This is a genomic window from Peribacillus sp. NPDC076916, assembly GCF_050269675.1.
Classification (GTDB): domain Bacteria; phylum Bacillota; class Bacilli; order Bacillales; family DSM-1321; genus Peribacillus; species Peribacillus aracenensis.
The window spans coordinates 1-13,306 of sequence record NZ_JBNNIU010000017.1 but is presented as its reverse complement, the minus strand read 5'-3'; the positions used below and the strand labels follow the sequence as shown (position 1 = coordinate 13,306).

The 13,306-nt window shown below is 41.5% G+C and carries 11 protein-coding genes; all 11 read left to right on the top strand.

The genetic code is table 11. The features are described 5' to 3' along the window. Positions 1-208 precede the first annotated feature (208 nt). The gene (locus ACQKFG_RS25540; protein ID WP_192207592.1) at positions 209-1,414 is read left to right on the top strand and encodes a quaternary amine ABC transporter ATP-binding protein; all 1,206 of its coding nucleotides are present in this window, start codon (positions 209-211) and stop codon (positions 1,412-1,414) included. A gap of 4 nt (positions 1,415-1,418) precedes the next feature. Then, positions 1,419-3,146 (top strand): glycine betaine ABC transporter substrate-binding protein, encoded by a 1,728-nt coding sequence (locus tag ACQKFG_RS25535; protein ID WP_427563870.1) that lies wholly within the window; start codon positions 1,419-1,421, stop codon positions 3,144-3,146. A gap of 714 nt (positions 3,147-3,860) precedes the next feature. Further along, a complete protein-coding gene (locus tag ACQKFG_RS25530) occupies positions 3,861-4,121 on the top strand; it encodes a hypothetical protein (RefSeq protein ID WP_427563868.1) in 261 nt (86 codons plus the stop codon). Positions 4,122-4,135: 14 nt separating this feature from the next. Continuing rightward, a complete protein-coding gene (locus ACQKFG_RS25525; protein ID WP_144553213.1) occupies positions 4,136-4,477 on the top strand; it encodes a thioredoxin family protein in 342 nt (113 codons plus the stop codon). A gap of 406 nt (positions 4,478-4,883) precedes the next feature. Next, positions 4,884-6,083 carry an FAD/NAD(P)-binding oxidoreductase gene (locus tag ACQKFG_RS25520; RefSeq protein WP_427563923.1) on the top strand — a complete coding sequence of 400 codons (1,200 nt, stop codon included), beginning with the start codon at positions 4,884-4,886 and terminating at the stop codon, positions 6,081-6,083. Positions 6,084-6,133: 50 nt separating this feature from the next. After that, entirely contained in the window at positions 6,134-7,546 is a 1,413-nt protein-coding gene (locus ACQKFG_RS25515; protein WP_427563866.1) for an MBL fold metallo-hydrolase, read from the top strand. Between the two features lie 238 nt (positions 7,547-7,784). Continuing rightward, complete coding sequence (locus ACQKFG_RS25510) at positions 7,785-8,960, top strand: MalY/PatB family protein (protein WP_192207597.1); 1,176 nt, start codon at positions 7,785-7,787, stop codon at positions 8,958-8,960. A 55-nt stretch (positions 8,961-9,015) separates the two neighbouring features. Beyond that, positions 9,016-10,461 carry a sigma-54 interaction domain-containing protein gene (locus tag ACQKFG_RS25505; protein WP_349730272.1) on the top strand — a complete coding sequence of 482 codons (1,446 nt, stop codon included), beginning with the start codon at positions 9,016-9,018 and terminating at the stop codon, positions 10,459-10,461. A 181-nt stretch (positions 10,462-10,642) separates the two neighbouring features. Beyond that, positions 10,643-12,121, top strand: a complete 1,479-nt coding sequence (locus ACQKFG_RS25500) for an amino acid permease (RefSeq protein WP_192207599.1) — start codon at positions 10,643-10,645, stop codon at positions 12,119-12,121. 91 nt (positions 12,122-12,212) lie between these two features. Then, the gene (locus ACQKFG_RS25495) at positions 12,213-12,590 is read left to right on the top strand and encodes a RidA family protein (RefSeq protein ID WP_427563863.1); all 378 of its coding nucleotides are present in this window, start codon (positions 12,213-12,215) and stop codon (positions 12,588-12,590) included. 316 nt (positions 12,591-12,906) lie between these two features. Then, the coding region (locus ACQKFG_RS25490; RefSeq protein WP_427563861.1) for a pyridoxal-phosphate dependent enzyme at positions 12,907-13,306 on the top strand (400 nt) is incomplete at its 3' end.

Below are 13,306 nucleotides of genomic sequence, written 5' to 3'. Positions count from 1 at the left end.
TGCTTCTTGGGAATAATAAATATAGATTATTTTTTCTATGCACGTTATGCCCTGTGCCACTGAGTAAGTGTCACTTCCGCTTTTAAAAAGATAGGGGTGGAATTTCGTTTTTTCAAGGTACTTGTGCATGAATAATCCACTCGCATAAAACGGGGGAATTCAGCAAAACTGAATATCATATGGGCAACTATTAGAATGAGGTGAATTGATGAAGCCGTATGTAGAAGTCAGAAATGTCTCGAAAATTTTTGGCAAATCTCCAAAAGCAGCAACAGACTTATTGAAGCAAGGCAAAACGAAAAAAGAAATCTTGAAAGAAACAGGACAAACGGTCGGAGTGAATAATGTTAATTTCGAGATTTATCCCGGCGAGATTTTTGTCATCATGGGCTTGTCAGGAAGCGGAAAATCCACTTTGATCCGCATGTTCAATCGTTTGATCGATCCGACATTGGGTGAAATCTTAATTGATGATGAAGATATCGTGAAGATGAACGCGGCCCGCTTAAGGGAAGTCAGACAAAAGAAAATAAGCATGGTCTTTCAGAACTTTGCTTTATTTCCGCATAAAACGATATTGGAAAACGCCGAATTCGGGCTCGAAATTCAAAAAGTGGATCCAGCGAAACGTCATGAAAATGCGATGAAGGCTCTTGAGGCCGTTGGATTGAAAGGCTACGAAAATCAACTGCCATCACAGCTTAGCGGCGGTATGCAGCAAAGGGTTGGGTTAGCCCGGGCACTCGCAAGTGATACGGACATATTATTAATGGATGAGGCCTTCAGTGCCCTTGATCCATTGATTCGCAAGGATATGCAGGATGAACTGATTCAAATCCAAGATCAGTATAAAAAAACGATCATTTTCATTACACATGATCTTGATGAAGCATTAAGAATAGGGGATCGAATTGCCCTCATGAAAGATGGAAGTGTAATTCAATTGGGAACCCCTGAACAAATCATGATGAATCCAGCCAATGAATTCGTCGAGAAGTTTGTGGAAGATGTTGATCTATCAAAAGTATTGACAGCATCTCATGTGATGATACGCCCAGAGAAGATCGCGGTGGACAGAGGTCCGAGGGTTGCCTTGGAAATCATGCGTAAACAAGGGTATTCCAGCATTTTTGTTGTCGATAGAAAGCAGAAGTTATTGGGGGCCGTGACTGCTGAACAGGCTCGTCAGGCAATGAGCAATAACCAATCGATCTCAGAAGTGATGTCAACTGATATCCCAACTGTAAAAGAGGATGAATTACTTGGAAACCTCATGGATGTGATGGCGACTTCAAGCTTGCCAATCTCAGTCATCGATGATCAAAACAGAATTAAAGGAATCCTTCTTCGCGGTGCCGTTATTGGTGCTTTGGCCGGGAATAAAGATTCCTTGAATGAAATGGAGAGTGAATAATTCAATGAATATGCCGAAAATCCCACTAGGAGCTTGGGTCGATTCTTTAGTGGATTGGATAACTATTGTATTTGCTGGATTATTTACATTTATTACGGATGTAATCGAGGGTCTTTTGAATATCTTGGTCGATGTAATGAGTGCAGGACCTTCGATTGTTTTAATCATCGTCCTGACCCTTTTAGTTACTTATACAAGCAAATGGCCATTAGGAGTATTTGCATTCATCAGCTTGCTATTGATTGATAATCTGGGTTATTGGGAATCAAGCATCCAAACTCTGGCAATCGTTATATTGTCAGGAGCTTTAACGATAGTGATCGGGATACCGATCGGAATATGGTGTGCCCAAAATAAAACCGTGCGCAATATCGTAACCCCAATCTTGGATTTCATGCAAACGATGCCTGCATTCGTTTATTTGATCCCTTCGATATTATTTTTTGGAATAGGGGTAGTGCCTGGGATCATTGCGTCATTCATTTTCGCTATCGCACCGACGATCCGAATGACCAATCTTGGGATTCAGGAAGTGCCTAATGATTTGATCGAGGCATCGGATGCTTTTGGTTCCACCAGCAGCCAAAAGTTATTCAAGGTACAAATACCATTGGCTACGCCAACGATCATGGCAGGAGTTAACCAAAGCATCATGCTCGCACTGTCAATGGTTGTTACAGCCTCATTGGTTGGGGCACCCGGACTTGGTGCTGATGTCTACAGGGCTGTCAGCCAAATTAATGTTGGGCAAGGATTTGAAGCAGGATTATCCATCGTAATCATTGCAATCATTTTAGATCGTATCACGCAAAACCTTCGTAAACCAGCTTACGAACATATCGTTAGCAGGAAAATCATTTTTACAATATTGGCTTTACTCGTTGTGGGTACGGCACTATTCGGTGTTTTTACAAAAGAAAAAGCTGTGAACGGGGATGAAAACAGTCTTGCTGCCAAGGTAAATTATGAAATCATCGGAATTGAACCTGGAGCAGGGATAATGAAGTTGACTAAAACGGCAATGGATGATTATAAGCTGGATGATTGGAAAGTGGTTGAAGGGTCATCGGCAGCAATGGTTGCAGAATTGAAAAAAGCAATTGATAAAAAAGAACCAATCGTCGTTACAGGATGGTCACCGCATTGGATGTTCTCGAAGTATGACTTGAAATATCTCAAAGATCCGAAGGAAACCTTCGGCAAGTCTGAAAATATTAATTCGATTGCCAGAAAAGGCCTCGAACAAGATGCCCCTGGCGCTTATAAAATTCTTGATCAATTCTTCTGGGATACTAAAGATATGGAAGATGTAATGGTCAAGGTTACTGAAGGTATGACTCCTTCAGAAGCAGCAGAAAAATGGATAAAGGAAAATCAGGACAAAGTATCCGAATGGATCAAGGGTGCTGAATCAGGAAATGGTGAAAAAATCAAACTGGTTTATGTTGCTTGGGATACTGAAATCGCTAGTACGAATGTGATTGGCAAGGTACTGGAGCAGAATGGCTATGATGTAACATTGAGTCAGGTCGAAGTGGGGCCAATGTTTGCTGGCGTTGCAAACGGAAGTGCGGACGCAATGGTAGCTGCATGGCTCCCGGGAACACATCTTGAATACTATAATAAGTATAAAGATGAAATGGTTGACCTTGGGCCTAACTTAAAAGGAACAAAGCTTGGTCTGGTCGTACCGGATTACGTCGATATTGATTCGATTGAAGACTTGAAATAAGAAAACGCGGGAAATTTGTATGATCCCCTACAGGTAGACTGTTCTTAACAGTTTACCTGTAGGGGATTTTTCTATGGAAAAAAGCGGAAAAGAATTTATGCGAGATGTCAAACGTTTTAAGTTGGATGAAGGGTTAGTCATATAGTCAGCTTCGTGAGCGATAAAGAGTGATACCAAAAGGAAGATGTCCAATAAAGCTTTTTGAAGATGAAGGTGATGTATGTAAGCACGTCAGAAGTTAGCCGCAAATTTTGTTCATGTAAGACCTATCCAGCTCCATTTTGGCCTGGCTTAGGATGGAACTGAAGGACGACAGTATACATCCAGCTTTAAAATCTATAATACCAGTAACGTTGAATCGCCTGAATAAATTGAGGGCGATTTTTTCTTTCATCAGAAGTAACACAATAACATTTTATATGTATCCTATTTCAGTTAAACGATAACCGATATGTTAATGAACCATTTTATACAAGTTGATTTTATTACAGGTGCAAAAGTAGTTCCCATTCTTAAGAAGGCATCAAGCTTGATGAGAAAGTCTTTTTAAGGGGAATGGTGGCAAAATTGAGAATTAATAAAGTGCGGGGTGTGTAAAACAAGCGGTTTTACAGGAGAAATTAGTTGGCATGGTTTTTGCTTATATAAATAAGAGTAAATCAAAAAAGGAGGAAGAGCTGAATAGCCAACTATTTGGTAAGAGTCTCGGAGAGAATGACGGCTATTAAAGTACTCCTCTCCATTGTTTCAGGAACCATTGTCAGATTCGTACTAGGTTTGCTCGGCGGATATGGATCAATTTACGGACGATATGGAATATATCATCGTGAATCCTGGTACAAGATCATAAATACGGCCATGCAATTACTGCTGCAGGAAATGGTTGTATGGCTGCTCCGGATTGTGAATGATATCTTGATGCAAGAGCGATCAAGTAATGGAGACAATCTGTATAACATTGAGAACAAAATATAGGGGGGATTGTATTTATGAAAGAGATCAAAACTGAGCAAGAGTTTGATGAGGCGATTTTATCAACAAAACCAGTTGTTGCCAAATTTTATGTTGAATGGTGCCCGGACTGTCAGAATACCAATTTATTCATGCCAATTGTAGAAGAAGCGTATAAAGAAAAAATAGATATGATTGCAGTAAATCGAGACCATTTTCCAGAACTATTAGAGAAGCTAGATGTGTATGGAATCCCAAGCTTCATTGCTTTTCAAGAAGGGAAGGAACTTAATCGCTTTGTAAGTAAAATCGGAAAAAGCCAGGAAGAGGTTGAACAGTTTCTCAATCAAATCGTAGAAAGTGGGAAATTAAAAAGATAATTGTTTATTAGAGTATTTAATTGGAGGCGCCTATCCAAAAAGATTTCCGTGCCGCCTCCATGCAAATCCAATACTGAAACTCAATAAGAGCTGCTCTACTTTGTAACGTTAATCAGAGACCCACGTTAATCTGAAGCCAATAAATATTGAGTAGTTACACAATATTTATTGGCAATATATTCAAAACCACCGGTTTTATCACCTTATTTTTTTTATAGGAACTTTACAGTGTTCAGGGCTAGAAGAGAAGAATAGATAACTTTTAATATAACTTTCTTGCTTTAGGGGATTATGCTCGCATTTGTTGGAGGGGAGCTGTCGGCGAAACAAGCTAATCATTAATGCTGAAGCGTTAGATTGGTGAGCTACTTTATAAAATTGAGATGAGGTGCTTAGAATGGCAAAGATGAAGGATGAAAACCATTACAAAATTTTGATTGTAGGGGGTGGCAGTGCCGGGATTACGGTCGCAGCTCGTCTCTTGCGTGAATCACGTACTCTGAGCGGAAACATTGCTATCATTGATCCTGCGACGAAACATTATTATCAGCCATTATGGACACTTGTGGGAGCTGGCGAAGCTGACAAAACCGTAACACAAAGGGAGGAAGCATCCGTTATTCCGAGCGGAGCAGTGTGGGTACAGGATGCGATAACCACTTTTGAGCCCGATGAAAATGCTGTTGTAACAGCATCCGGAAAGAAACTGCACTACGAATATCTAGTTGTCGCAGCCGGGATTCAAATTGACTGGCATAAAATCAAAGGTTTAAAAGAGAGTATTGGAAAGAATGGTGTATGTAGTAATTACTCTTATGATTATGTTGATGGCACCTGGGAGGCAATCAGAAACTTCAAGGGGGGGACTTCCATTTTCACCAACCCGAACACGCCGGTAAAATGCGGTGGGGCTCCTCAAAAAATTATGTATATGGCAGAAGACTATTTCAGAAAATTAGGAGTTCGCGAGCAATCTTCAGTTATTTTTGTTTCAGGGAACCCATCCATATTCAATGTAAAAAAATATGAACAGGCACTAAATAAAATAATTGAACGAAAAGAAATAGAGACATATTTTATGCATCATCTTATTGAAATTGATGGTGAGAAGAAGCGAGCGACATTTGAAAACCTGAACACGGAAGAGCGCGTGATTATGCATTATGACATGATACATGTGGTACCACCGATGAGCGCTCCTGATTTTATCAAGAATAGTTCGCTCGCGGCAAGTAGTGGGTGGCTGGATGTGGACAAATATACTCTTCAGCATCAACACTATGACAATGTATTTGGCATAGGGGATTGCACAAACCTGCCTACATCGAAAACGGGGGCTGCGATTCGCAAACAAGCGCCCGTGCTTGTGAAAAATTTGCTTCATCGGATGCGTGCCAAACTTATGGTTCATAAATATGACGGCTATACATCATGTCCGCTTGTTACCGGATATGGGCGGCTTATACTGGCTGAGTTCAATTATGATTTACAGCCGCAAGAAACCTTTCCAATCGATCAATCCCGTGAGAGGTTCAGTATGTATTTATTGAAGAAAAACTTGCTTCCCCTTATGTATTGGAACGGAATGCTTAAAGGAAGGATGTAAAAGCCATAACAAAACATCAGTATCCGAGGTGCTTGAAAGGAGAAAGGTTTATGCTATTAAAGTATTTTTATGATGAGAAACTGGCTCAAGCTTCCTACCTTGTGGGATGTCAGGCTACCGGGGAAGCGATCATTGTCGATCCGTCACGTAATATAGAACCTTACATAAAAACGGCAAGAGCACATGGTGTGAGAATCGTGGGCGTAACGGAAACACACATCCATGCCGATTTTTTGTCTGGTTCGCTGGAGCTGGCTTCCAGGCTTGAAACGACATTGTATTTGTCTGATGAGGGGAGGCCGGACTGGAAATATGAGTACGCAACTGGGTATGACCACCGCTTTCTGAGAAATGGAGATGTATTTGCCATTGGAAATATCCATTTTGAGGTGGTACATACGCCAGGACACACACCTGAGCATATATCGCTGCTCGTAACAGATGGGGGTGCATCTACCAAGGATCCGCTCGGCATATTTACCGGGGATTTTGTATTTGTGGGTGATGTGGGGCGTCCCGACTTAATAGAAAAAGCCGTAGGGGTACATGGTTCTTCAGAAAAAATGGCACGCATGATGTATCGGTCATTGCAACAATTTAAAAACTTTCCAGATTATTTGCAAGTATGGCCAGGGCATGGGGCGGGCAGTGCCTGTGGTAAAGCGCTAGGTGCGATCCCGTCGTCAACCATCGGATATGAAAAACGGACAAATTGGGCACTGCAATATAATGATGAAAATCTCTTTGTTGAAGCGCTGTTGGCTGGGCAACCTGAGGCACCCCCTTATTTTTCAATGATGAAGCGGTTGAATAAAGATGGAGCGCAACAAATCCGAAGGATAGCAGCGCCACTTCCTATGGTGGGGTCAATAGATATTGTGCAGGAGTGGTCGGAACAGGGAATAGTCTTGGATACACGCCCGGCCAGTGCATTTGCCTCCAAGCATATACGGGGCTCAATTAATATCCCATTTAACAAATCATTTGTAACGTGGGCGGGGTGGCTGTTGGATTATGACTTGCCTATATATCTTCTGGCAAGCAATGATGATGTCGCAGATATTGTAAAAGATCTCCAGTCTATTGGCTTGGATCGCGTCATTGCAACATTGGATCCATATATCATTGAGCAGGCTGGCGAATCTGATTCACGTGTTATGAAATATGAAGAAGTGACAATGGACATGATAGATGACGCCATTCAAACAGAAAGCATCTATGTGCTAGATGTCCGAAGCATGGCCGAATGGCAGGAAGGCCATTTTCCACAAGCTAATCATGTCATGCTTGGCCATTTACAAGAACAGGCACCTAACCTTCCGCATGATAAGCCAATTTTAGTTTATTGCAAATCCGGAGGAAGATCAGCCATCGCTGCAAGCCTTCTGCAAGTTCATGGTTTTAAAGAAGTACAAAGCCTTGTAGGTGGGTATGAGGAATGGCGGAAACGGAAGAAGTTGTGACCTACCAGAAATCTTGTGAAATGTTTTGATTTTCTCATCTATAAGAAAATATTTCCTAAGATTGTAAAAGTGCTAATGTTTAGGCTAAAAGGGTTTAAAAAAAAGACCGCGGTATTAGGGAATTCCATTAAGATATTATATGAAAATAAGAAGATTTTATAAGAGAAATGAGTTGGCATGACAATTGCTTATATAAAAGGCAGGATACACAAGCAAACATGAGAAGGAGAGATACTCGATGAAATATAACTTTGACCAAGAAATCCGTCGACTGAACACTGACTGCGAAAAGTGGGATGATCTTGAAAATCATTTCGGCGTAAAGGATGTTATACCGATGTGGGTGGCCGATATGGATTTTCAGTCTCCACAACCTATCATCGAAGCATTAAAACAACGTGTGGAGCACGGTGTTTATGGCTACACGCTTAGACCGGAATCATATATAGAATCCATTGTTGGTTGGCTGAAAAGAAGGCATCGATGGTCCATTGAGAAAGAATGGATTACCCACAGCCCAGGAGTGATTCCAGCCCTATCGTTGGCGATTCAGTCCTTCACGCAGACAGGGGACAAGATTATTATCCAACCGCCTGTTTACCATCATTTTGCCCGTGTGATCCAAGCGAACGGCCGTGAAATTGTAAACAACCCGCTTAAGCTTGAAAATGGGCGTTATTTAATAGATTTTGAAGACCTAGAGGCAAAGATGGATTCAAAAGTGAAAATGTTGATTCTATGTAGTCCCCATAACCCAATCGGAAGGGTATGGAGCAGAGAAGAATTGACGAGACTGGGGCAGCTTTGTATGAAGCACAATATTCTCGTTGTCGCAGATGAAATTCATTTTGATTTTGTTTATAAAACACATACCCATATTCCTTTTGCCTCTATTTCAGAAGAGTTTGCGAATCATTCTCTTACCTGCATTGCTCCAAGCAAAACTTTTAACCTAATGGGTGTGCAGACGTCAAGCATCATTATTCCAAACCAGCAACTGCGTGAAAGGTATGACCGGGAACTTAATACATTATCCATTGGTTCACCGAACATATTTGGTGTTGTTGCGTTAGAGGCTGCATACCGCCATGGAGAGGAATGGCTGGATCAGCTCCTCGAATATTTGCAGGGGAATCTGGAGTTCACTCTGGGTTATTTCAGCGAAAACATCCCGCAAATCAAAGTCATTCAGCCTGAAGGCTCATACCTTGTATGGCTTGATTGCCGAGAATTGGGAGTTGAAGAAATGGATCAATTTATGTTGCGCCGAGCAAGGGTTGCCATGAATGAAGGGCAGATCTTCGGTATGGAAGGAGAAGGGTTTATGCGGCTTAATATCGCTTGCCCGCGTTCGATGTTGAAAAATGCGTTGGGTGGCATAGAAAAAGCTGTTTCCTCTTTGTGTAAAGCGTAGAAATTTATTTTATTATAGAATTATTTCATACAGCCCTATAGCAGAGGAGGATAATATGGCAGGCTTTACCGGCATACAAAAATTTATTCAAGATTACGCTGAGAACACGGCAGGTATCCTTGGTCTGGATTTAACGGTGCTTGATGAAAAGGGCGTTCGCGTTAGCGGAACCGGCTACTATAAAGACCTCATTGGCAAAACGGCTCCGGAAGGCTCCTTTTTCAGAATGATATTGGAAACAGGGGAGCCTGGAGTGGTTTACGATGTGAAAAAAAATGAGTCGCAATGTAGGAGTTGTAAATTCGTGAATCAATGCAAAGAGCTCGCGACCATTGGGTTTCCTATTGTAAAGCAAGATAAACCGGTTGGCGTCATCGGCATGATTGGTTTTTCCCTTGAACAAAAGGAAAAAATGATTATAGAATCAGAGAACCTCATACAGTTTTTACGCAATGTTAGTACAATGTTGGTCAATAAATTAGCAATGCTGGACCTTGGTAAAGAACAGGGTTGCAAAATTCAAGAAGATATACCGGCATCCCCGAAATCCATTACTTTTGAAAACATTCTTGGTAAAGATTCCGGGCTTCAAGATGTTATTAAAAAAGCAAAAAGGATTGTCAACAGCCCATCCACTGTGTTGATTAGGGGAGATAGTGGTACGGGGAAGGAATTATTGGCTAAGGCGATTCATTTTGAAAGCAAGCGTCGAATGCATTCATTTGTAGCAGTTAATTGCGCTGCCATACCTGAAAGCTTGTTAGAAAGTGAATTGTTTGGATATGAGGGCGGATCATTTACTGGCTCAAGGCGGAATGGGAAAATGGGGAAATTCGAATTAGCGCACAACGGAACCATTTTTCTTGATGAAATTGGAGATATGCCGCTTTTCTTGCAGCCAAAGTTATTACGGGTTTTACAGGAAAAAGAGATTGAAAGAATCGGTGGTAATAAAGCGATCGAGATTAATGTACGGGTGATTGCGGCCACTCACCGTAACCTGGAGGAAATGGTAAAAAGCGGAACCTTTCGCGAGGATTTATATTATCGTCTCAATGTCCTCCCTCTCCATACCAAACCATTGAAAAAGCGGCGTGATGATATTGTTTTGTATCTCGAACATTTCATTCATAAACATTGTATGATCATGCAAAGGAATCCACTGAGACTTGACCCCGTGCTGGAGAGGTGGCTCATTCGTTATGATTGGCCCGGGAATATACGGCAATTGGAAAACGCAGTAGAATATATGGTGAATATGGCCGAATCGGATATTGTGGGCTTTCAAGATTTACCTGACTATCTCTTTCAACGGGATCCTCTCTCTGTTGAGTGTGGTGGTTTAAGCTTAGAACAAATGATTTCAGAATATGAAAAAGACGTAATCCAGAGCTATTTCCTGGCTGAAAAATATCGAGATGATAAAGAACAGATTGCCAGGGAACTACAGATTAGCCTCTCTACTCTATATCGCAAGTTGGAAAAGTATAAATTATGTTAACTTCATCTTTACTCAAATAATATTAATGCGGGGAAGTGCTTATAGCATTTTCTCGGCTGAATTATAAGTGGAAGGCAGAGGTACTTTATTAGTTAACAGAAAATTATAAAAAATAAAAAGAACAACAAGGTGAGCCTGCATACCAATTGTATTTGAACTATGAGTAAACAGGGGGTGCAATATGGGGAAATTAGAAGCGGAGATAAGCAACACCCTAGAAGGGCGAAATCAAAAGTCATCATTACAAAGGAAGTTGAAATCCAGACATTTAACGATGATGGCCATTGGTGGCGCTATTGGAACTGGATTGTTTGTATCCAGCGGATCGACGATTAGCACTGCGGGGCCGGGAGGAGCGCTTGCTGCATATATTCTGGTAGGAATCATGGTCTATTTTGTCATGAATAGTTTAGGGGAGCTATCGGCCTTCTTACCGGTCCCGGGGGCCTTTGATATCTATGCATCAAAGTATATCGATCCTGCGTTAGGCTTTGCGTTAGGTTGGAACTATTGGTATACAACCGCGATAACGGTTCCTGCAGATTTGGTGGCCTCTACCCTTATTATGAAATATTGGTTTCCAGACTCACCTTCCATACTGTGGAGCGCACTATTTCTGGGGTTGTTGCTAATCTTAAATGTTTTATCAGTCAAGGCATATGGGGAAAGCGAATATTGGTTTGCCGGTATTAAGGTCATCTCGATCATCGTGTTTCTCGTTATTGGGGTTGCCATGATTTTTGGAATTATGGGAGGGCATGCGGCCGGGTTCAGTAACTTTACCCAAGGGGATGCTCCTTTCCATGGAGGGCTTATATCTATCTTTAGTGTAGTGCTCATCGCTGGCTTTTCGTTTCAGGGAACTGAAGTGATTGCGACGGCCGCAGGTGAAACCGAAAATCCATCGAAAAACGTGCCGAAAGCGATCCGGTCAATCTTCTGGCGCATCCTTATTTTCTACGTGCTGACGATTTTTGTTATCGGTTTGATTATCCCTTATACGGATCCAAACCTGCTTAAATCCGGCGTTGAAAATGTATCTATCAGCCCTTTCACGCTCGTTCTTCAGAGAGCTGGGTTGGCATTTGCCGCTTCCGTAATGAATGCAGTGCTTCTTACCTCTGTATTATCAGCTGCAAATTCAGCAATGTATGCTTCTTCACGCATGCTTTGGGCTTTAGCAAAAGAAGGGAAGGCACCAAGAATCTTTGCTAGTCTTAATCGGAAGGGAATTCCCATGTTGGCGCTCTGTGCAACGGCAATTATAGGACTAGTCTCTTTTTTGGCTTCCCTTTTTGGAAATGGTTCCGTTTTTATATGGCTGATAAATGCTTCAGCCCTTACTGGATTTATCAAATGGTTCGGGATTGCCGCTAGTCATTACCGCTTCCGTAAAGCATATGTAGCACAAGGTCGAGATCTAAATGAATTGCCATTTAAAGCCAAATGGTACCCTCTGGGCCCGGTTATCACACTGTTATTTTTTGTGGTTTTCATTCTTGGACAGACTCTTTTTTTCGGACATCAGATTGGCTGGGCGGAAATACTGGCTACCTACATTGGTCTACCTATTTTCTTACTTCTCTGGTTGGGTTATAAAATCATTAAGAAAACAAAAATGGTGCCGCTCATGGAGTGTGATTTTGAGCGAAAAGAATAAGTGGGAAGGCTGTTTCATGTAAGCGTTGCATTTAGAGGGATATTACATTCAAGTCCGTTTTAACGGAATTACAAAAAAAGAGGTGGTTTATATGATAAAAGAAGCAGTCATAACAAAAGAAGCCCCCATGGCCATCGGTCCTTATTCACAAGGTATTAAGGCAGGAAATATAGTGTACACTTCAGGGCAGCTCCCAATTGATCCTGAGTCTGGAGAAATGCCTAATGATATTGAAGAGCAAACAAGGGTGTCATTGAGGAATCTTGAAAAGGTTTTAGAAGCGGCGGGATCAAGCTTACAGCAGGTAATAAAAACAACGGTTTTTTTAAGCGATATGAATCACTTTGCCGTGATGAATCAAGTATACGGAGAGTTTTTCCCTGATAATTATCCGGCAAGAAGTGCGGTTGAAGTTGCTCGTTTACCTAAAGATGCTTTTATTGAAATAGAAGCGGTGGCTATTATTTAATGATATATAATTGAAAAGGGAAGGCAGATTGATATTTAATGTAAATATGGCCAGTCTTAAACAAAGGCTCTTTTCGCAAAGATTGTTGTTTTTAAAAACTAAACGATTTAAGGTTGATTGGAGCGCAAATGCGAGACTCCTGCTGGAGCAGCGGGACAGGTGAGGCCCCACAGGCGTTTACGCCGAGGAGACTCACCGCCCGCCCCGCACAAAGCGAGCATCTGGAGGGGAAATTAACCATACCGCTTTACTTGGTAAATAGCAACAAAGTATGCGAAAGCAGCCTAAACAAAAAACATCAGGAGGAGTTTGAAAAATGAATTTAGCACAATTCCCCAGGCAGCGATATACACCAACAAATACACCAATTGAAAGATTAGATCACTTTTCTGAAGTTCTTGGGGGCCCATCCATTTATGTTAAACGAGATGATATGCTTGGTTTGACGGCGGGGGGAAATAAAACAAGAAAACTGGAATTCCTTGTTGCCGATGCATTGGATAAAGGTGCGGATACGTTGATTACATGTGGAGGCATTCAATCCAATCATTGCCGTTTAACATTAGCGGCAGCGGTTAAAGAGAAAATGAAGTGCATTCTTGTGTTGGAAGAAGGTCTTGAAAATTCTGAACCAGATTTTAACGGTAACTATTTTCTCTATCATTTATTGGGCGCTGAACAAATCAAAGTAGTGCCTAATGGAGCGGACTTAATGC

Excerpts from the sequence above, each read along its gene's own strand:
- ACQKFG_RS25540 (WP_192207592.1), top strand. The coding sequence starts at position 209 with ATGAAGCCGTATGTAGAAGTCAGAAATGTCTCGAAAATTTTTGGCAAA.
- ACQKFG_RS25535 (WP_427563870.1), top strand. The coding sequence starts at position 1,419 with ATGAATATGCCGAAAATCCCACTAGGAGCTTGGGTCGATTCTTTAGTG.
- ACQKFG_RS25530 (WP_427563868.1), top strand. The coding sequence starts at position 3,861 with ATGACGGCTATTAAAGTACTCCTCTCCATTGTTTCAGGAACCATTGTC.
- ACQKFG_RS25525 (WP_144553213.1), top strand. The coding sequence starts at position 4,136 with ATGAAAGAGATCAAAACTGAGCAAGAGTTTGATGAGGCGATTTTATCA.
- ACQKFG_RS25520 (WP_427563923.1), top strand. The coding sequence starts at position 4,884 with ATGAAGGATGAAAACCATTACAAAATTTTGATTGTAGGGGGTGGCAGT.
- ACQKFG_RS25515 (WP_427563866.1), top strand. The coding sequence starts at position 6,134 with ATGCTATTAAAGTATTTTTATGATGAGAAACTGGCTCAAGCTTCCTAC.
- ACQKFG_RS25510 (WP_192207597.1), top strand. The coding sequence starts at position 7,785 with ATGAAATATAACTTTGACCAAGAAATCCGTCGACTGAACACTGACTGC.
- ACQKFG_RS25505 (WP_349730272.1), top strand. The coding sequence starts at position 9,016 with ATGGCAGGCTTTACCGGCATACAAAAATTTATTCAAGATTACGCTGAG.
- ACQKFG_RS25500 (WP_192207599.1), top strand. The coding sequence starts at position 10,643 with ATGGGGAAATTAGAAGCGGAGATAAGCAACACCCTAGAAGGGCGAAAT.
- ACQKFG_RS25495 (WP_427563863.1), top strand. The coding sequence starts at position 12,213 with ATGATAAAAGAAGCAGTCATAACAAAAGAAGCCCCCATGGCCATCGGT.